General features: G+C 70.3%; 17 protein-coding genes. 10 read left to right on the top strand and 7 right to left on the bottom strand.

The genetic code is table 11. From position 1 onward, the window contains the following. Positions 1 to 6: 6 nt before the first annotated feature. From OG559_RS23655 to OG559_RS23630, 6 genes are all read right to left on the bottom strand, one after another. Positions 7 to 1,695, bottom strand: coding sequence for a glycoside hydrolase family 13 protein (locus OG559_RS23655; protein ID WP_405107118.1), 1,689 nt, complete (start codon positions 1,693 to 1,695; stop codon positions 7 to 9). Between the two features lie 168 nt (positions 1,696 to 1,863). Continuing rightward, entirely contained in the window at positions 1,864 to 2,751 is an 888-nt protein-coding gene (locus OG559_RS23650; protein ID WP_405107115.1) for a carbohydrate ABC transporter permease, read from the bottom strand. Positions 2,752 to 2,765: 14 nt separating this feature from the next. Beyond that, complete coding sequence (locus tag OG559_RS23645; RefSeq protein WP_405107113.1) at positions 2,766 to 3,722, bottom strand: carbohydrate ABC transporter permease; 957 nt, start codon at positions 3,720 to 3,722, stop codon at positions 2,766 to 2,768. 82 nt (positions 3,723 to 3,804) lie between these two features. Then, positions 3,805 to 5,184: an ABC transporter substrate-binding protein gene (locus OG559_RS23640; RefSeq protein WP_405107110.1), complete on the bottom strand. Its 1,380-nt coding sequence runs from the start codon at positions 5,182 to 5,184 to the stop codon at positions 3,805 to 3,807. 488 nt (positions 5,185 to 5,672) lie between these two features. Continuing rightward, entirely contained in the window at positions 5,673 to 6,674 is a 1,002-nt protein-coding gene (locus tag OG559_RS23635; RefSeq protein ID WP_396673643.1) for a LacI family DNA-binding transcriptional regulator, read from the bottom strand. 121 nt (positions 6,675 to 6,795) lie between these two features. Beyond that, the gene (locus tag OG559_RS23630; RefSeq protein WP_405107105.1) at positions 6,796 to 7,395 is read right to left on the bottom strand and encodes a hypothetical protein; all 600 of its coding nucleotides are present in this window, start codon (positions 7,393 to 7,395) and stop codon (positions 6,796 to 6,798) included. A gap of 226 nt (positions 7,396 to 7,621) precedes the next feature. Between OG559_RS23630 and OG559_RS23625 the strand changes: the two genes are divergently transcribed. Then, positions 7,622 to 8,695 carry an N-acetylmuramoyl-L-alanine amidase gene (locus tag OG559_RS23625; RefSeq protein WP_405107102.1) on the top strand — a complete coding sequence of 358 codons (1,074 nt, stop codon included), beginning with the start codon at positions 7,622 to 7,624 and terminating at the stop codon, positions 8,693 to 8,695. A 707-nt stretch (positions 8,696 to 9,402) separates the two neighbouring features. After that, entirely contained in the window at positions 9,403 to 10,755 is a 1,353-nt protein-coding gene (locus OG559_RS23620) for a phytase (RefSeq protein WP_405107099.1), read from the top strand. Positions 10,756 to 10,811: 56 nt separating this feature from the next. On the opposite strand, the gene OG559_RS23615 is transcribed toward OG559_RS23620, so the two are convergent. Beyond that, positions 10,812 to 11,552 (bottom strand): GntR family transcriptional regulator, encoded by a 741-nt coding sequence (locus OG559_RS23615; RefSeq protein WP_405107096.1) that lies wholly within the window; start codon positions 11,550 to 11,552, stop codon positions 10,812 to 10,814. A gap of 171 nt (positions 11,553 to 11,723) precedes the next feature. Here OG559_RS23615 and OG559_RS23610 point away from each other — a divergent pair, with 171 nt between their 5' ends. The 8 genes from OG559_RS23610 to OG559_RS23575 are packed head-to-tail and all read left to right on the top strand — an operon-like array spanning position 11,724 to position 19,782. Then, the gene (locus tag OG559_RS23610) at positions 11,724 to 12,767 is read left to right on the top strand and encodes a Gfo/Idh/MocA family oxidoreductase (RefSeq protein WP_405107093.1); all 1,044 of its coding nucleotides are present in this window, start codon (positions 11,724 to 11,726) and stop codon (positions 12,765 to 12,767) included. Then, positions 12,764 to 13,633 (top strand): TIM barrel protein, encoded by an 870-nt coding sequence (locus OG559_RS23605; RefSeq protein WP_405107090.1) that lies wholly within the window; start codon positions 12,764 to 12,766, stop codon positions 13,631 to 13,633. The genes OG559_RS23610 and OG559_RS23605 overlap by 4 nt, the downstream gene beginning before the upstream one ends. Continuing rightward, the gene (gene iolC, locus OG559_RS23600) at positions 13,630 to 14,583 is read left to right on the top strand and encodes a 5-dehydro-2-deoxygluconokinase (RefSeq protein WP_405107087.1); all 954 of its coding nucleotides are present in this window, start codon (positions 13,630 to 13,632) and stop codon (positions 14,581 to 14,583) included. The genes OG559_RS23605 and iolC overlap by 4 nt, the downstream gene beginning before the upstream one ends. Next, positions 14,576 to 15,445, top strand: coding sequence for an aldolase (locus OG559_RS23595; protein WP_405107084.1), 870 nt, complete (start codon positions 14,576 to 14,578; stop codon positions 15,443 to 15,445). Before iolC ends, OG559_RS23595 begins: the two co-directional genes overlap by 8 nt. Next, positions 15,442 to 16,302: a 5-deoxy-glucuronate isomerase gene (gene iolB / locus OG559_RS23590; RefSeq protein WP_405107081.1), complete on the top strand. Its 861-nt coding sequence runs from the start codon at positions 15,442 to 15,444 to the stop codon at positions 16,300 to 16,302. The genes OG559_RS23595 and iolB overlap by 4 nt, the downstream gene beginning before the upstream one ends. Then, positions 16,299 to 18,176: a 3D-(3,5/4)-trihydroxycyclohexane-1,2-dione acylhydrolase (decyclizing) gene (gene iolD / locus OG559_RS23585; protein WP_405107078.1), complete on the top strand. Its 1,878-nt coding sequence runs from the start codon at positions 16,299 to 16,301 to the stop codon at positions 18,174 to 18,176. Before iolB ends, iolD begins: the two co-directional genes overlap by 4 nt. Further along, a complete protein-coding gene (locus OG559_RS23580; RefSeq protein ID WP_405107075.1) occupies positions 18,173 to 19,132 on the top strand; it encodes an inorganic phosphate transporter in 960 nt (319 codons plus the stop codon). Before iolD ends, OG559_RS23580 begins: the two co-directional genes overlap by 4 nt. Then, a complete protein-coding gene (locus tag OG559_RS23575; RefSeq protein ID WP_405107073.1) occupies positions 19,129 to 19,782 on the top strand; it encodes a DUF47 domain-containing protein in 654 nt (217 codons plus the stop codon). Before OG559_RS23580 ends, OG559_RS23575 begins: the two co-directional genes overlap by 4 nt. The last annotated feature ends 59 nt before the right edge of the window (positions 19,783 to 19,841 follow it).

Here is a 19,841-nt window from a genome sequence, read left to right as displayed (position 1 = left end):
GTTTCGTCAGCAGGCCAGGTCCCCCGTGGAAGGGTGTTTCGCTGCGGCTGGTCCTCCTTCCGATCGGGCGGGCGGTGTGTCGGCGGTGCGCAGCCAGACGGCGGTGTCGGGCGGGAGGAGATCTCCCTCCAGCGGCCCGCTGGCCAGCAGCCGCGTCTCGTGCGCGGGCAGCGGAACCGGGGTCGCGCCCAGGTTCACCAGGCAGACGAAGGCGGCCCCCCGGGTGAAGGCGAGCACCCCGTCGGGCGAGCCGAGCCAGCGCATCTCCCCGTCACCGAGGCCCGGTTCGGCACGCCGGACGCCGATCGCCGTCCGGTACAGCTCCAGCATCGAGTGCGGGTCGTCGGTCTGCGCCCGGACCGTGCGGTCCTTCCACTCGGCGGGCTGGGGCAGCCACGGCGCCCCCGCAGCGCCGTCGGGGTTGAACCCGAACGGCGGCGCGTCGCCGGCCCAGGGCAGCGGCACCCGGCAGCCGTCCCGGCCGTGCCCCGAGCGGTTCCACATCGGATCCTGGCGCAGCTCGACCGGGATGTCCTCGACCTCCCACAGGCCCAGCTCCTCGCCCTGGTAGACGTAGACCGCGCCGGGCAGGGCCAGGCTGAGCAGCGCCGCCGCGCGGGCGCGGACGGTGCCCAGCTCCAGGTCGGTGGGGACGCCCTCGCGCTTGGTGGCGAAGCTGAACGTGGTGTCGTCGCGGCCGTACCGGGTCACGTGCCGGGTCACGTCGTGGTTGGAGAGCACCCAGGTGGCGGGGGCGCCGACCGGAGCGTGCGCGGCGAGCGTGTCGTCGACGCACCGGCGCAGCGCCGCCGCGTCCCAGGCGCAGCCGAGGAAGTCGAAGTTGAACGCCGAGTGCAGCTCGTCGGGACGCAGGTAGTTGGCGAACCGCTCCCGGTCCGGCAGCCACACCTCGCCGATCAGCGCCCGGTCGCCCGGGTACCCGTCGGCGATCCGCCGCCAGCCGCGGTAGATGTCGTGCACCGCGTCGAGGTCGACGAAGGGGCTCGGGGCGCCGTCGGTCACCTCGGGCAGCGCCGGGTCCTTCACCAGCAGGGCGGCCGAGTCGATCCGGATGCCGTCCACCCCCCGGTCGAACCAGAACCGCAGGATGTCCTCGAACTCGGCACGCACGCGCGGGTGGTCCCAGTTGAGGTCGGGCTGCTCCGGGGCGAACAGGTGCAGGTACCAGTCGCCGGGGGTGCCGTCCGGGTTGGTGGTGCGGGTCCAGGTGTCCCCACCGAACTGGGACACCCAGTCGGTGGGCCGCTGGTCGCCGCCGGGGCCCCGGCCGGGGCGGAACCAGAACAACTCCCGCTCGGGGGCGTCCGGGCCGCCGGCCAGCGCCGCCTGGAACCAGGGGTGCACGTCGGAGCAGTGGTTGGGCACCACGTCGACGATGATCCGGATGCCCAGCTCGTGCGCCTCGGCGATCAGCGCCTCGGCCTCGGCGAGGCTGCCGAACGTCGGATCGATGTCCCGGTAGTCGGCGACGTCGTAGCCGGCGTCGGCCATCGGGGAGGGATACCAGGGGCTGAACCAGATGGCGTCGACGCCGAGCGCGGACAGGTGACCCAGTCGGGACCGGATGCCGGCGATGTCGCCGATGCCGTCGCCGTTGCCGTCGGCGAAGCTACGCGGATACACCTGGTAGATCACCGCTCCACGCCACCACGGACAGTTGTCTGCTGTGGGCACGGGCACCTGCTTTCTGCGTCGGTACGTCGGCGGATTCGCCGGACCTGGATGTGTGTCGGGCGAACGGTCGTTGTTCGCCGCGGGAGGTCGCGCTGGTGGTGGGGCGGCGCGTCGGCCCTTCATCGAGCCCGCCTGAAGGCTGCGATGCCCAGCGTCCGCGCCTTCGGGCTATCCCTTGAGGCTGCCTGTGGTCAGGCCGGACATGATGTTCCGCTGGAAGATCAGAAAGACGACTACGGTCGGGATCGCGGCGATGACCGACGCGGCGATCACGACGTTCATGGGTGTGCCGCCCGAGAAGGCGTAGATGCCGACGCTGACCGTCCGGGTCTCGGGCGACGGCATGACCAGCTTCGGCCAGAGGAAGTCCTTCCAGACCGCCGTCACGGCGAAGATCGAAACTACGCCGAGGATGGGACGCGACATCGGCAGGATGATCGACCACAGCGTGCGCAGCGGCGTCGCCCCGTCCACGAGGGCCGCCGCCATCAGCTCCTCCGGGATCGAGTCGAAGAACCGTTTCAGCAGGAAGATGTTGAACGCGTTCGCGACGGCGGGCAGCCAGATGGCGAACGGCGAGTCGAGCAGGTTGAGGTGCAGGATCGGCAGATCGATCACGGTCACGTACTGCGGAACGATGAGGACCATCGCCGGAATCATCAGCGTCGCCAGCATCAGGCCGAGGATCACGTTGCCGAACGCCGGTCGAAGCTTCGACAGGGCGTACGCCGCGGCGGTGTCGAGGACGAGTTGGAACAGCAGCGCGCCGGCCGCGTAGTAGAACGTGTTGAACAGCAGCTTGGCGAGATCGAGGTTGTTCCACGCGTCGGCGTAGTTCTGCAGTTGTGGATCCTTCGGGAACAGCGACGGCGGGGTCTGCGCGATCTCCTGGCCGGACTTGAGCGCGCCGGTGACCATCCAGTAGAGCGGCCCGAGGAAGACGAGCGTGAAGCCCACGACGACGACGGTGAGCAGCGTCCAGTAGATGACCCTGCCGCGTCCCCGCCTGAGCTGGGCATGGGAGACGAGGGTCCGGGTCCCTGAGTCCTGTGCCATTTCCTCGCCCCGTCCTAATCCTGTTTCGTGCTCAGCCGCACGTACACGGCGGAGAAGCCGGCCAGCACCACGAGCATGATCACGCCGAGCGCCGCGGCGCCGTTGAGGTCGTTCTGGAAGAACCCGTGCTGGTAGATGAGGTACGCCACCGAGGTGGCGGAGTCCTCCGCGCCCGTACCGTTCGCGAGAATCAGCGGCTCGATGAAGAACTGCATCGTGGCGACGATCTGCAGCATCGCCAGGAGCCCGAGGATCAGCCGGGTCTGCGGGATCGTGACGTTGCGGATCCGCCGCCAGACCCCGGCGCCGTCGAGCTCGGCCGCTTCGTAGAGTTCGCCGGGGATGTTCTGCAGTGCCGCCAGGTAGATCAGTACCGCGCCGCCCATGTTCATCCAGGTCGACGCGAGCACCATCGCCGGCATCGTCATCCCGGAGGACTGCATCCACTGCGAGGTGGGCAGGTGCAGCGCCTTGAGGATCGAGTTGAACAGTCCCGCGTCGCTGGGGTCGTACGCGTAGAACTTGAAGAGGAAGAGCGCCGAGGCCGGCGGCAGCATCACCGGCAGGTAGACCAGGATCCGCAGGTATCCCCTGGCGTGGCGGAACTCGTTGAGCAGGATCGCCACGAAGAACGGCACGGCGTACCCGAGCACGAGCGCGAGAACCGTGAAGAAGAACGTGTTCTTCCAGGCCGTCCAGAAGCTGGGATCGGCGATGATGCGGTCGTAGTTGTCCCAGCCGACCCAGGTCGTGACGCCGCGCCGGGTGCGCTGGAAGCTCATGACGACGCCACGGATCATCGGATACCAGGAGAAGAACGCGAAGCAGACCACGGCGCCGAGCAGGAACGCGTGCCCGGTGAGGTTGTCCCGTACCTTGCGGCGGAGGCTCGCACGCCGCGGCCCTGCCGGGTCCGACGAGGCGGGGCGTCCCGGTTCTCTCCTGGTCCCCGGGGCGGTGGTGATCGCCAAGGCAACTCCTGCGTGATTCAGTGACCGGACGGTGCGGCGCGGAGGGTGTGGGGGCCGGCGGTCCGGCCCCCACAGCATCGGATCAGCCCTCGGCGGCGAGGAGCTTGTTGACCTTGTCCTCGGCCGTTGCGAGAAGCGCGTCGATGTTCGCGTTCGGGTTCGTCAGCACACCGGACATCGCGGCGTCGAGCACCGCGTAGATCGCCTGCGCGTTGCGTGGCTCACCCTTGATCGGCACCGGGTTCGCCTCGAAGATCGCGAAGTTCGCGGTGTCGAGGTTCGCGTTCGCCTTGCGCAGCTCCAGTTCCTGCTTCTGCGCGTCGCTGCCGTTGGCGAAGAGCAGCGGCTGGGGCAGGCCCACCGGGTAGTTCTGCGGCTTGGCCCGGACGTAGTCGAACTGACCCTTGCCCGGCGTCAGCTTCTGGTACGCGATCCACTTCAGACCGGCCCTGACCTGCTCGGGGGATTGGCCCTTCTTGAAGAAGTAACCCTCGCCACCACCGAGCGTCCCCTTTGCCGCACCGTCCTGGCCGGGCAGCGGGGCCATCGCCCAGTCCTGGAACTTGCCCTGGAACTGGCTGACGATCGCCTGGGTGGCGTCCGGCGCGCCGATGAACATGCCGACCTTGCCCGCGCCGGCGTTGGTCAGCAGGTCGCCCCACTGCAACAGTTGGCGGGCGCCCATGCTGTTGTCGCCGTACCGCATGTCCTTGAGATTCTGCAGGACCTGCTTGCCCGTGGCGTTGTTGAAGTCTGCCTTCTTGCCGTCCGGGGTCAGCACCTGCCCGCCCTGGGAGTAGAGCAGGGAGATGAAGTGCCAGCCTCCGGTGTTGCCGGCGCTGTACTCCGCGTAGCCGGCGATGCCGTTGCCCAGCGCGGAGATCTTCTTGGCGGCGGACCGGACCTCGCCCCACGTCTTGGGCGGGTTGTTCGCGTCGAGCCCCGCCTGCTGGAACAGGGCCTTGTTGTAGACGAGGCCCATCGAGTAGTTCTTCACCGGGACGGCGTAGAGCTTGCCGCCGTCGCTGAAGACCTCCTTGAGTGCCGGGTCGACGCTGTCCCAGGTCGGGACCGTGTCCTTGGTGGCGAACTCGGTGATGTCCATCGCCTGACCGGAGTCGAGCACCTGCTGGAGATCGGTCATGTATCCGTAGAACACGTCGGTCACGGTGCCGCCGGCGAGGCGGGCGGTGAAGTCCGGCGGGTTGTTGCACTGCTCGCCGACGCTGACGCTCTTGACGACGATGTCTGGGTTCTGCCGCTGGAACTCGGCGACGTCGTCGTTCCAGTTCTTCAACAACTCTTTCTGGGAGCCGACCGGCTGGCAGTCGACGGTGATGGTCACCTTGCCGCTCGCATCGCTCGCTGCGTCGTCGCTCTTCGTGGAGCAGGCCGCGAGGCTGAGCCCCAGGCCCGCCACGAGCGCCAACGCCGCAGCCTTCCGGTACTGCGGTACGGACATCTGTCCATCCCTTCGGGAACGGGTGTCTCCATGAGCTCGCTGAGCTGCGGTGACCGGCACCGCGGCCCTGCTACTGATCTGTATCGGCCATGCGACCTGCCCCTGTGGCCGTGCCGGTCGGGGCCAGGCTGTGAGTGGAGTCACTGTAGCGAGACGAACTCATTTCAGCAAGGTATCGATCGCGCTATGAAAATTAACGACTGCTGGACGGCAGATATGGACAAAGCCTGGGAGTTGCCCCGAGTGGCAGAGTTTGCCCCTTTTGGTGCTCACGGCTGGGTGAGGCCACGCTGGACGTGGATCGGGCCGGCGCCACTCGGGGCCGGCAACGACGCTCCGGCCGTCGACCGCGAGAAGCGGTCGACGGCCGGAGCGTCGCTCAGCGGCGAGGGAGGCGGCCGGTGGCCGGGGCCGATCAGCGCCCGGCGCGACAGGTCAGCGGCGGGAACGGTGGCCGACGGGCGGGCCCGTGACGGGGGCTGACCCGGTCAGCGGCGGGGGGCGGGCGCGGTGGAACCGCGCACCACCAGCTCGGGCTCGAACAGCAGCTCGTCGCGCAGGACGCCGGCGCCGTCGATCTGGGTGACCAGGAGGTTCACGGCTGCCTGGCCCATCGTCTCGATCGGCTGCCGCACGGTGGTCAGCGGCGGGTCGGTGCAGGTCATGAACGCCGAGTCGTCGAAGCCGACCACCGACACGTCGCCGGGCACCGACAACCCGAGCCGGCGTACCGCGCGGATCGTGCCCAGCGCCAGGACGTCGCTGGCGCAGATGACGCCGGTGACGCCCCGGTCCACCAGCTTGGCGGCGGCGACCCGGGCCCCCTCCATCGAGAAGCTGGACCGCTCCACGAGCTCGCCCGGCTCCCGCCAGCCGGCGATCCGCGCCAACGCGGCCAGCTTGCGCCGCGACGGAACGTGGTCCTCCGGGCCCAGCACGATGCCGATCCGCTCGTGGCCGAGCGACCGCAGGTGCCCGTACGCCTGCTCCACCGCGACCGCGTCGTCCGTGGAGACACGGGGGAAGTCCAGCGCGTCGACGCCCGCGTTCACCAGCACGACCGGCAGCCCCCGGTCGGTCAGCCGGCGGTAGTGGTCGTGCGAGGCGCCGGCGAGCGCGTACGACCCGCCGGCGAAGATGATGCCGGACACCTGGTGGTCGAGCAGCATCTCGACGTAGTCCGACTCGGGCACGCCGCCGATGGTCCGGGCGCACAGCGCCGGGGTGTAGCCGCGCTGGGCCAGCGTCCCGGTGACCACCTCGGCGAGCGCCGGGAAGATCGGGTTCTGCAACTCGGGCAGCACCAGCCCGACCAGTCGGGCCCGCTCCCCCCGCAGCTTGGTGGGCCGTTCGTAGCCGAGCACGTCCAGCGCGGTGAGCACGGCGGTGCGGGTGGACTCGGAGACGCCACCGCGACCGTTGAGCACCCGGCTGACCGTCGCCTCGCTGACGCCCGCCTTCCGGGCCACCTCGGTCAGTCGCTTCGTCACGCCGCAATGCTACGTCACGACTCTGCAAAAACTAAGCAGCGCAGTGACGCAGAAAGTCATCCACCTGACGTGAATCGACTGGAGAAATCCGCCGCCGGTGAGGTTGGACGCCCGGGGGCCGTCACGCCGGCCCACACCTGCCCGGTTCCTTGAGTCGCAGGTGCAGTGCGCCGTCGTGCAGGACGCGGCCCTGGTCCCGCCGCACCCACGCCTTTGCCGCCGGCCCGATACGCCAGTTGCGGACCGGCTTGCCGGCGGCCGTCATCAGGTGCGGGGAGGTCACCCCGTTGAGCGCCTTCCACGCAAGGCCGACCAACTCGACGAAGTCCCTCTGCACGCGGTCCGCCTCGGCCTCCGGGAACCACTTGAAAGCCAGTCGGCCGGGCTGCATCTCCTCGGGCTGGGCCCCGACCGGCCGGTATCGGCCGCCCGTCGCCTCGAGGACGTCGGCGTCCGTCGTCCACACGCGCGTGTGCAGGTACTGGATGGCGGGCCCCACCACGCCGCCGTCCCGCCCGAGGAGATGCAGAAACGCCTGGATGCAGCCGTGCCGCATCGCGGACGACAGCGACTCGTGAAGGACGACGCCCGATTCCCGGTCGTGCGTCGCCCACTGCGCGAGCCCTCCGATCGACGGCGCCACCGCGTCGCCGAACGCGGAGACGTCCTCAGGCAGCATGAAGGTCAAGGTCTGCCTGGAACGCGAACCGAGCTCGAACACGGGGACATGATGGCAGACGATGGGGGCGCCACAGGCCCTCCCGCATGTAGGAATCTTCCAAGATCAGGATAATTTCGCGTAAACATTCTTCACGCAGGCATCGATGCTCGTTACGATCTCGCCGGGAACGTCTTCTGGATCACGCCGGTCGGGGCCGAGCACATCGTCGGCCGTGACGCGAGGCCCAGCCCGCCACCCCACCCCACTCCGTAGTCGAGAGGCGTCAATGTCCAGTTTTGGTAACTCCGCCGTGCGACGCCGCACCCTCCTCGCCACCGCGGCGGGCGTACTGGCCGCACCCCTGCTCGCCGGCCGCGCGCAGGCCGCCCTTCCCCGCGTCTACATCGACCCGGGCCACGGCGGCACCGACTCCGGCGCGGTCGGCAACGGCCTGCAGGAGAAGAACCTCACCCTCGCCATCTCGCTCCAGGTGCGCGACATCCTGCTGGCCAACTACAGCGTCGACGTGCGAATGTCCCGCACGACCGACCTCACCCGCAGCCTCGCCTACCGCACGGACGACGCCAACGCCTGGGGCGCGAACATCTTCGTGAGCATCCACATCAACTCCGGCGGCGGCACCGGCTTCGAGAGCTACCGCTATCCCAGCGGGGGTTCGGGGGACCTCAGCCTGCACAACGCCCTCCACCCGCGGATCATCTCCGGCATGCGGTCGATCGGATCAGTGACCGACCGGGGGCAGAAGACCGCCAACTTCCACGTCCTTCGCGAGAGCGCCATGCCGGCGGTGCTGACCGAGAACCTGTTCATCGACTCGGTCGCCGACACGAACCTGCTCAAGCGCGCCGACTTCATCACCGCCGTCGCGCGCGCGCACGCCCAGGGCATCGCCGCCTACCTGGGCCTGGCTACCACGCCGCCGCCGACGTCGTTCAGCACCATCGTGGACAACGCCACCGCGGGCCGCTTCACCGCGAGCGCCAACTGGTCCTCCTCGGCCTACTCGGCGCAGCGCTACGGCACCGAGTACCGCTTCGCGAACCCGGTGCTCGAGAGTGACGCGGCCTGGTTCAAGGTGAACATCCCGGCGGCCGGCAACCACCGGGTCGATGTGTGGTACCCGGCCGACGCCGGCTACAACAGCTCGGCGCCGCACGTCGTGGTCACCGCCGCGGGCAACCAGACGGTGAACGTGGACCAGCGCACCGGCGGCGGGGCGTGGCGTTCGATCGGCACCTTCAACCTTGCCGCCGGCGACCGCAATCTGGTCGGCGTGAGCCGCTGGACCAACGCCGCCGGATACGTGATCGCCGACGCGGTGCGGGTCACCCGGGTCTGAGCTGACCGGGCCTTCCTGACGTCCGGACCGGCGGGCACGAACCCGCCGGTCCGGCGACGGAAATGAGGGCCGCCGGTTGCGGCACGAAGCTGCCGAGGGCGAGCCGGTAGCCGACCAACCAGTCGTAGACGAACGTGCTGAGGACCCCCCGGGCCACCCCGCCATCCGCGTCCGGGTGGACAGATCCGGTCCGGTGAGACAACGAAACACTCCAGGTCCCGGGCAATCTCAATCACCTGATCGAGCGGAACCGCCACGGCCGATCCGTCCTGTCCGCCTTCAGAGCATGGACAACGCCGACCCGTCGTGCGTGGTACCGGCGCAGTGGATGCCTCCCGTGACCGCCCGGGCAGCGTCTCGTGGTCACGTACCCGACGCCGGCGCTGAAGCAGCCACCCGAAGGTGCGCAAGCCGACGAGGCGCGACGGCTCACCATCGTCGCCTCGCGGTGGAGGTCACCTCGGATCGCTCACCCCAACCGCCTTTCTTCCCTGCCCCGGCCGCGCTCCGACTGCGCCCCGGGCCCAGGAACCCACCCGGCGACCGTCGACCCGTCGTCGTTTCACCAGCATGCGGGGCAGATGGGCAAGCTGCCGCCGGCATCACTCACGCCAATATGTCGTGACTATTGTTTGTAAGGACATACTGTTGTAACGTCCGTGATCGCAAGGCTCTCCCCCATCCCCGTCCCACATCCGGGAGGCACAATGCGCTTCAAACCCGACCGCCGTCTGCTGACGGCGGCCTCGTTCTGCCTGACAGCGGTAGTTGTCGTGGCGTCGACCTCGACGCCGGCCGCCGCCATGGCCGTTCCGACCGTCAAGGCGGAAGTCGAGACGCCCACACTGTTCGACGACACCGCAGGCGGCGACGCCAATGCCGACGATCCCGCGATCTGGGTGCATCCGACCAACTCGGCCAAGAGCCTGGTGGTGGGGACCGCCAAGGAAGGCGGCCTGCGGGTCTACAACCTGTCCGGTGGGCTGGTGCAGAGCATCGCGGCGCCGGCGGCACCGGGGCCGGACGACGAGCCCGGCCGGTTCAACAACGTGGACCTGCTCTACGGGGTCCGGGTCGGTGGCGCCACTGTCGACCTCGCCGTGACGACCGACCGTGGCCGTGACACGCTGCGGATCTACCGGATCAACCCGGCCGGTGGCAGCACGGCGCTCACCGATGTGACGAGCGCGGCGGCTCCGCTGGTGTTCGCCGCGAACGCCGGGGAGGTCAACGACGGGCGCACGGCCTACGGGCTGGCGACGTGGAAGGACCGCGCGACCGGGCGCATCTACGCGCTGGCGAGCCAGCGGCACGAGACCACCGTGGCGCTGCTGGAGCTCACCGTCACCCCCACCGGGACCGTCACCTACCACAAGGTGCGCAGCCTCACCCTGCCGCAGAGCTTCGCGCTGCCCAACGGCAGCACCTGGACGCCGTGCGACGACCCTGGCGACCTGCCGCAGGTCGAGGGCATGGTGGTCGACGCCACCAGCGGTGTGCTCTACGCCGGCCAGGAGGACGTCGGCATCTGGAAGGTCTCGGCGACCCTGACCGGGACGCCGGTCCTGATGGACAAGGTGAAGGAGTACGGCCTTCCGCTCGCCTACGACCCGGTGACCGAGGAGTGCTACCAGTCCGGCCCCGATCCCGGCTACGGTGGCACGCACATCACGGCCGACGTCGAGGGCCTGACCATCTACTACCGGGCCAACGGCAAGGGCTACCTGTTGGCGTCGAGTCAGGGCGACAACACCTTCGTGGTGTACCAGCGCTCCGGCGCCAACACCTTCCTCGGCTCGTTCCGGGTCGGGCCGCACTCCGACCCCACCCACCCGGACGGCTCGGAAGAGTGCGACGGGGCGATGGTGATGAACGTGCCGCTCGGTGACAGATTCGACGAGGGTCTGTTCGTCGTCCAGGACGGCTTCGACGGCCCTGAGGTGCTCGACGGCAATGGCGAGCCGCGCACCACGACGAACTTCAAGTTCGTCGAGTGGGATGACATCGCCGAGGATCTCGATCTGGCTGTCGACCCGACAGGCTGGGGTCCCCGGAGCTGAACAAACCGTCGCCCGGTCCCGCATCGCGGGGCCGGGCGACGGTGCGTGCGTCACGATCAGCGCTCGACGAGTGCGATCTCGAAGGTGTACAGCGTCGCGCGATAGACATGCGAGCCGTATTCGACGGCACGGCCGTTGTCGTCGTACGTCGTGCGGCTCATCGTCAGCAGTGGTGCGCCACGCCGTTCGTGCAGCAGCTTGGCCTCCGCGAGGGTCGCGGCGCGCGCGCCGATGCGCTGGTTGGCGACCCGCATGTGAATGGCGGCGGCGCGCAGCATCTCGTAGAGGCCACGCTGCTCCAGCCGTTCGACGGTGAGGTCGGTCAGCCCGTCCGGCAGCCAGTTGTGCATGATCGCCAGGGGTTCGCCCTGCGCGCACCGCAGCCGCCGCAGGTGCACCACCTCGGTGCCCGGTGGGACTCGCAGGGCGAAGGCGACGTCGTCCTCGGCCGGAACACGAGCCATGTTGAGCACGGTGGTGGTGGGCCGCTTGCTGGCCATCGCCAGGTCGTCGTAGAGACTCGACAGCTCCACCGACCGTTTCACCATGCTGTGCACGACCTGCGTGCCGACCCCGCGCTTGCGCACCAGCAGCCCCTTGTCGACGAGGTGCTGGATGGCCTGCCGCATCGTCGGGCGGGACAGACCCATCTGGTCGGCGAGCTGGATCTCGTTGTCCAGCCGGTGGCCGGCGGGCAGGGTGCCGGCGTCGATCATCGCCTCTATCTGCTGGGCGACCTGGAAGTACAACGGGACCGGACTCGTCCGGTCGAGCGTGATCGACAGGGAATTGGTCAATGGTTCCTCACGCTTCGTCGCAGACGCTGATGCTGACACCAACAAGTTAGCAGACATCAGAATGTCCTGACAAAGTCTTGACTTCGGTGTGTGACGGGGACTACGAATCATGGCATGCATCGTGCTGGCGCCTGCCGCCACCGGTGTTCAACACGTGGGAGGTATTCGTTCATGCGCATTGGACTGCTCGGCGTCGGACGCATCGGTGCGACACACGCCCAGTTGCTCGCGAGTCACCCCGAGGTGACCGAGCTCGTGCTCGGCGATGTCATGCCCGAGCGCGCTCGTGACGTGGCCGAGCGCCTTGGCGTACGCGCTGCCGGTCCGATCGACGAGGTGTTCGCCACGCCCCTCGACGGCATCGTCATCGCCACGCCCACGGCCACGCACGCCGACCTGATCGAGCGCGGGGTCGACGCCGGGCTGACCGTGTTCTGCGAGAAGCCGGTCGCGGCCGATCTGGCCCGCACGGTCGAGATCGCCCAGCGGGTGGCGGCGGCCGACGGCCGGGTGCAGGTGGGGTTCCAGCGCCGCTTCGACGCGGGTTACCGGGCGGCCAGGGAGGCGCTGCGCAGCGGCGTGGTCGGCACCCTGCACCGGCTGCATCTGCTCACCGCCGATCCGGCGCCTCCGCCGGCCGAGTACATCCCCCTGTCCGGCGGGATCTTCCGCGACTGCCACATCCATGACTTCGACATCGCCCGCTGGCTGACCGGCCAGGAGGTCGTCGAGGTCTACGCCACCGGCGCGAACCGGGGTGCCAGCTTCTTCGCCGAGGCGAACGACATCGACACCTCCGTAGCCATTCTGACGTTCGCCGACGGCACCCTGGCGACCCTGCAGGGCTCGCGGTACAACGGCGGCGGTTACGACGTGCGCGCCGAACTCGCCGGCACCGAGTCGACCTTCGTCGTCGGTCTTGACGACCGGGCGCCGCTGCGCTCGGCCGAACCGGGCGTCAGCTATCCCAGCGGTGAGCCGTGGCCGGACTTCTGGCAGCGCTTCGGCGCGTCCTACACCGCGGAGATGAACGCGTTCCTCGATTATGTGGCCGGTCGGCGTAGCAGCGCGTGCACGGTTTCCGAGGCGCTCGAGGCGCTCTACATCGCCGAGGCCGCCGACCGCTCGCGGCGTGAGCGCCGGCCCGTGCGGGTCGAGGAGATCCGCGCCAGCGGCTCCGCGAACGGGCTCGAGCGCTCGGCGGTGCTGGCATGACGCGGCGGCTGGCGGGCGCGCCCATCTCCTGGGGCGTGTGTGAGGTGCCCGGCTGGGGCCACCAGCTGGACGTCGACCGGGTGTTGGCGGAGATGGCGGCCCTCGGGTTGACGGCCAGCGAGTTCGGCCCGGACGGGTTCCTGCCCGCAGACGGCGCGGCCCGCCAGGAGACACTGCGACGGCACGGACTGCGGGCCGTCGGTGGGTTCCTGCCGGTGGTGCTACATGGATCGACCCGGGATCCGGTGTCAGAGGTCGCCGCCGCCCTGCAGCAGTTCCGGGCGGCGGAGGCCGGTGTCCTCGTCCTCGCCGCGGCGACCGGTCTCGACGGATACGACTCCCGCCCGGAGCTCGACGCCGACGGCTGGCGGACCCTGCTGTCGAACCTTGACCTGCTGGATCGGGTGGCCGCCGACGCCGGCGTGACCGCCACGCTGCACCCGCACGTCGGCACCATGATCGAAGGGCCGGAGGAGATCGAGCGGCTGCTCGACGGCTCCGGCATCGGGCTCTGCCTGGACACCGGCCATGTGCTGGCCGGCGGCGGCGATCCGGTGCGGCTGGCCGGCCGGGCCGCGGAGCGGGTGAGACACGTGCACCTCAAGGACGTCGACGCGGGGCAGGCCCAGCGGGTCCGCGCCGGTGCGGTGAGCTACCGCGACGCGGTCGCGCAGGGCCTCTACCGCCCGCTCGGCCAGGGTGACGTGGACATCGCCGCCATCGTCGCCTCGCTGGAGGAGGCCGGTTACGCCGGCTGGTACGTACTGGAGCAGGACCTCGTCCTGGACCGGGAACCGCCGGCCGGGGCCGGACCGGTCACCGAGGTTGCCGCCTGCCTGGCCTATCTGCGGGGGCTGCCGTCGTGACCGGCTTCGACCTCATCACCGTCGGTAGGTGCGGCGTCGACCTCTACCCGCTGCGTTCCGGTGTCCCGCTGTCGGAGGTGGACACCTTCGGTCGGTTCCTCGGCGGGTCGCCGACCAACGTCGCGGTCGCCGCCGCCCGACTGGGACGGCACGCCGCGGTGGTGACGCGCACCGGAGACGACCCGTTCGGCGAATTCGTGCGGGCCGCGCTCAAGGAATACGGGGTCGACGACCGGTTCGTCCGGTCGGTGCCGCTCCTCAAAACCCCGATCACCTTCTGTGAGATCTTCCCGCCCGACAACTTCCCGCTGTACTTCTACCGGGAACCCAAGGCTCCTGATCTGGAGATCGCCGCGCAGGAGTTGGACCTGGACGCGCTCGGCGCGGCGCGGATCGTCTGGCTCACCGGCACCGGCCTGTGTGCCGAGCCCAGCCGCGCCGCGCTGCACGCGGTGCTCGCCCATCGCCGTGGACCGACCGTGCTGGACCTGGACTATCGGCCGATGTTCTGGTCCTCGGCCGCGGAAGCCACCGGGCACTACCGGGCCGCGCTCGCCAGTGGCGCGGTGAGCGTAGCGGTCGGCAACCGTGAGGAGTGCGCCGTTGCCACCGGTGAAGATGATCCGGAGCGGGCCGCGCAGGCGCTGCTCGACTTCGGTGTCGCCCTGGCCGTGGTGAAGCTCGGACCGGAGGGAGTGCTCGGCTGCACGGCCGACGGCCAGCGGGTACGGGTGCCACCCACTCCGGTCGAGGTGGTCAACGGCCTGGGCGCCGGCGACGCGTTCGGCGGCGCGCTCTGCCACGGCATGCTCGCCGGCTGGCCGCTGCGTCACACCCTGCGGTACGCCAGCACGGCGGGCGCCATCGTCGCCTCCCGGCTGGCCTGCTCCGCTGCCATGCCCACCGCCGACGAGGTGTCGGCCCTGCTCGGGGAGAACCCGGATGTCTGATGCCAGTGCCCAGATCGGTGACCTGGTCCGGCGCCGCGCCAGCCGGCCCGCGGTGGTCGCGGAGTCCGCACAGGCCCGGCAGCGGCTGTCCGACTGGGGCGACCAGCGGTTGATGATCATCGCCGCGGACCACCCGGCCCGCGGCACGATCGGGGTCCGGGGCCGGGCCGACGCGATGGCCAGCCGGGCCGATCTGCTCGACCGGCTCTGCGTAGCGCTTGCCCGACCCGGCGTGCACGGTGTGCTCGCCACCGCCGACATCGTCGAGGACCTCATGCTCCTCGGCGTCCTGCACGACAAGCTCGTCATCGGATCGATGAACCGGGGCGGCATCACCGGCTCGGCGTTCGAGCTGGACGACCGGTTCACCGGCTACGACGCCGAGACGATCGCCGCGATGAACTTCGACGGCGGCAAGATGCTGTGCCGCATCGACCTCGACGACCCCGGCACGGTCAACACCCTGGAGGCGTGCGGCCGTGCGGTGACGGCGCTGGCCGGGCGCGGCCTGATGGCGATGGTCGAGCCGCTGCCGGTGAGCCGGGTCGACGGCCGGACGCAGCTCGACCAGCGCCCCGAGGCGCTCATCCGGGCGATCAGCATCGGTCAGGCGCTCGGCGCGACCTCGGCGTACACCTGGTTGAAGATCCCGGTCGTCGAGGAGATGGACCGGGTCCTCGACGCCACCACGCTGCCCGTGCTGCTGCTCGGCGGTGAGGCGCCGCCCGAGCAGGCCTACGCCGGTTGGCAGAAGGCGCTGGAACTGCCCGGCGTGCGCGGACTGGTGGCCGGACGCGCGCTGCTCTACCCGGCCGACGACGATGTGGCGGCCGCCGTCGACGCGGCCACCGCCCTGCTGTGAAGGCGGTGAACGCGGTGCACATTTCCCGGGGCGCCACAACGACACCTGGGTGGACGGTCCAGGTGACACCGGAAGTGGCCGGTTGGACCTACTGCGGGCTGCGGGTGTTGGACCTGGAGCCCGGTCAGACGCGCGTCTTCACCACTGGTGACGACGAGATGCTGGTGCTGCCGCTGACCGGTTCGGCACTGGTCGACTGCGACGGGACGCGGTTCGAGCTCGTCGGCCGAACGGGCGTCTTCGACCGGGTCAGCGACTTCTGCTACCTGCCGATCGGGGCACGGGTGGAGGTGTCCAGCAAGACCGGTGGGCGGTTCGCGCTGCCGTCGGCGCGGGCCGGACGCCGGCTGCCCCCGCGTTACGGCCCGGCCGATCAGGTGCCGGTGGAGGTGCGTGGGGCAGGGACGGCGACCCGCCAGGTGAACAACTTCTGCGCCCCGGACGCCTTCGACTGCGACAGGCTCGTCGCCGTCGAACTGCTCACCCCGGGCGGGAACTGGTCGTCGTACCCGCCACACAAACACGACACCGAGACTCCCGGCGAGGCGGTTCTCGAGGAGATCTACTACTTCGAGACGCGCGGCCTTGCCTACCAGCGGGTGTACGGCAGCACCAACGTGCTGGCCGAGGTCGGTGCCGGCGACGTCGTCCTGGTGCCGAACGGCTACCACGGGCCGTCGATGGCCGCCCCCGGCTACGACCTCTACTACCTGAACGTCCTGGCCGGCCCGGCCGCCGAGCGGTCGATGGCCTGCGCCGACGACCCCGCCCACGGGTGGATCCGTAGCTCCTGGTCCGGCCAGCCGGTCGACCCACGCGTACCGATGACGACCTATCTGGGGAGGACCGGCGCATGAAACTCACCGTGGCGCAGGCGACCATCCGCTTCCTCGCCAACCAGTACAGCGAGCGTGACGGGCGACGGCACAGGCTGATCGCCGGCTGTTTCGGAATCTTCGGCCACGGCAACGTCGCCGGGCTCGGCCAGGCGCTGCGGCAGGCCGAGCTGGACGGCGACCCGGGGATGACCTACTACCAGTGCCGCAACGAGCAGGCGATGGTCCACACCGCGGTCGCCTACGCACGGATGACCGCCCGGATGTCGACGTTCGCCTGCACCACCTCGATCGGGCCGGGCGCCACCAACCTCGTCACGGGTGCCGCCCTGGCCACCGTCAACCGGTTGCCGGTCCTGCTGCTGCCCGGGGACATCTTCGCCACCCGGGTGGCGAATCCGGTCCTTCAGGAGTTGGAGGACTCCCGCTCCTACGACGTGTCGGTGAACGACACGCTGCGGCCGGTGTCGCGGTTCTGGGACCGCATCAACCGCCCCGAACAGTTGCCGGCGGCGCTGCTCGCCGCGATGCGGGTGCTCACCGACCCGGCCGAAACCGGAGCGGTCACGCTGGCCATGCCGCAGGACGTGCAGGCCGAGGCGTACGACTGGCCGGACGAGCTGTTCACCGAGCGGACCTGGTACGTGCCGCGCCCGGTGCCCGAGCCGGCCGCGCTGGCCCGAGCGGCACAGGCCCTGCGCGCGGCACGCCGCCCGCTCATCGTCGCCGGCGGCGGCGTGACCTACAGCGACGCCAATGACGAGCTCGCCTCCTTCGCCCGACGCACCGGCATCCCCGTGGCCGAGACCCAGGCCGGCCGCGGCGCGCTCCCCCACGACCATCCGTGCGCGGTCGGCCCGATCGGCGTGACCGGGTCCACCGCCGCCAACGCCCTCGCCGCCGAGGCCGACGTGGTGCTGGGCATCGGCACCCGCTACGCGGACTTCACCACCGCTTCGCGGTCGTTGTTCGCCGAGCCGTCGGTGCGGTTCGTCAACCTGAACGTGGCTGCCTTCGACGCGGCGAAGCTCGGCGCGGTCAGCCTGGTCGCGGACGCGCGGGAGGGGCTGCGGGCACTCGACGCGGCGCTGCCGCGCTGGCAGGTGACCGAGGAGCGCAGGAAGCTGGCCGTGACCCTGACCCGCCGGTGGGACGACGCCGTCGACGAGGCCCGCCGCCCTGGGCCCGGCCCCCTCACCCAGAGCCAGCTCATCGGCGCGGTGAACGACGCCGCCCACCCGGCCGACGTGGTCGTCTGCGCGGCCGGTTCCATGCCCGGCGACCTGCACAAGCTGTGGCGGCCGGCGAGTCCTCGGCAATATCACGTCGAGTACGGCTACTCCTGCATGGGCTACGAGATCGCCGGTGGCCTGGGTGTGAAGCTGGCCCAGCCGGACGCCGAGGTCTTCGTCCTCGTCGGGGACGGCTCCTACCTGATGATGGCGCAGGAGTTGGTCACCGCCGTGGCGGAGGGACTCAAGCTGGTGGTGGTCCTGGTCGACAACGGCGGTTACGCCTCCATCGGGGCGCTGTCCGAGCAGGTGGGTGGTGCCCGGTTCGGCACCGTCTACCGATACCGCGACCCAGCCTCCGGCCGCTTCGACGGACAGCCGCTGCCGGTCGACCTGGCCGCGAACGCGGCAAGCCTGGGCGCCGACGTCCTGACCGCGGACACCCTCGACGAGGTCCGCGCGGCACTGGTGAAGGCGCGCGCCGCCGCCACCACCACCGTTGTGCACGTCCGTACCGAGCTCGGCGGGCCGGGGAGCCCGGCCAACGACACGTGGTGGGACGTCCCGGTGGCCGCGGTGTCGACCACGCCGGACGGCCCGCCGGCCAGACAGCGGTACGTGGACCGCAAGGCGACGCAACGCGGCCACTGGTCAGGTCTGTGAGCGTCGTGCTGTCCGTGCTCGCCGCCGTGTTCGTCTTCGTCTGCGGCGCCAACGACGGCGGAGCGTTGCTCGCCCTCGCCCTACGCCACCGCGAGGTCGCCGGCATCGCCATGCTCGGACTCCTTCTCGCCGCCATCGTCGCCGGCCCCCGACTCTTCGGACTGGAGGTGGCGCACGCGTTCACCGGCCGGCTGGTCGCCTCCGGCGATCGCGGCGGGCAGCCGATCGTCGTGATCGGCGTGGCGGCAGCGGTCGCACTGGTCCTGGTGCTGACGTGGCGGGGCGTACCGACGAGCGTGACCCTGGCGATCATCGGTGGGTTGGCGGGCGCCGGACTCGGGCTCGGGCTCATGCCGTCGTGGAGCACTCTTGCGACGATGCTCGGCATCGGCGCGGCCGCGCCCCTCGTCGGTGGGCTGCTGGGCTATCTGCTCGGCGTGCTGGCCCAGCGGGTCCCGACCACCGGTCGGGCCTCGGCCACGGTCCGGCTGGCGCACGTCGGCGCGTTCGGCTGCCAGTGTCTGGCCTACGCGGCCAACGACGGGCAGAAGATGTTCGCGGTCGCCGCGGTCGCCGTCGCCGCCGTCCACGGCTCGGCCGAACTGTCGCTGCCGGTGTTGTCCGCCGTGGCGGCGCTGTTCGCCGCGGGGGCGCTGACGAGCCTGCGGCGGATGTCGCGCGGCGCCACGTTCAGACTGTCCCCGCCACGTCCGTGGCAGATCGTCTCGGCCGAGATCGCCTCGTCCGCGGCGGTGTTCGGCACGGCCGGGCTGGGTGTGCCGGTCAGCATGACCCAGTCCGTGGCGGCCGGCCTGGTCGGCGTCGGCGCCAGCCAGGGCGCACGCCGGGTGCGCTGGCAGTACGCCGTGCCGATCCTGGTCTCGTGGCTGGTGACCCTGCCGGCCAGCTTCGGCATGGCGGCGGTGGCCGGGCTGGCCGTGCGAGGGCTCCGGTGACCGGCCGTCGGCTGCGCCGGGTCTGGCGGATCGTGGACGACCTCGCCGGCCGCTCCCACCATCGGGTCGTCGGCATCCTGCTGCGCCAGCTCGAGCAGAACCAGGAGGCGGTGGACCTGGCCGTCGACGTGGTCACCAGGGCCGTGCCGTCGGCCACGGGCCGGGCCCGGATGGGCGACATCGAACACGCCGGCGACGACCACCGGCGGCAACTCGTCATCGAGCTCGCCGCCTCGCTCACCACGCCGATCGACCGCGAGGACCTGTTCCGGCTTTCCCGGTCGATCGACGACGTGCTGGACAACCTACGCGACTTCGTACGGGAGAACGACCTCTTCGGTGCGCCCACCGTGGACGCTGCCGTGCCGGCGCTCATCGCCGTTCGGGAAGGGCTCGCGCTGCTGCGCCGCGCCCTTCAGCAGCTGGTCGACCATCCGACCGACGTCGCCGACCTCGTCCTGGCCGTACGGAAGCGGGCCGGTGTCGTGCGTCGCGTGTACCAGGAGGCGCTCGGGCGGCTGCTGGCCGGGGACGTGACCTCCGAGATGCTGCGGCAGCGTGAGCTGCTGCGTCGCATCGACGTCGTCGGCCTTCGGCTGGCCGAGTGCTGCGACGCGCTGGCCGACGCGATGCTGAAGCGAATCGTCTGAAGGGCTGATGTACATATGTCTTGACAAACATTGCCTCCGTATTACGCTCAGGACACTCC

The organism is Micromonospora sp. NBC_01405, assembly GCF_045040155.1.
Classification (GTDB): domain Bacteria; phylum Actinomycetota; class Actinomycetes; order Mycobacteriales; family Micromonosporaceae; genus Micromonospora.
This window is presented reverse-complemented; position numbering and strand designations above follow the sequence as displayed.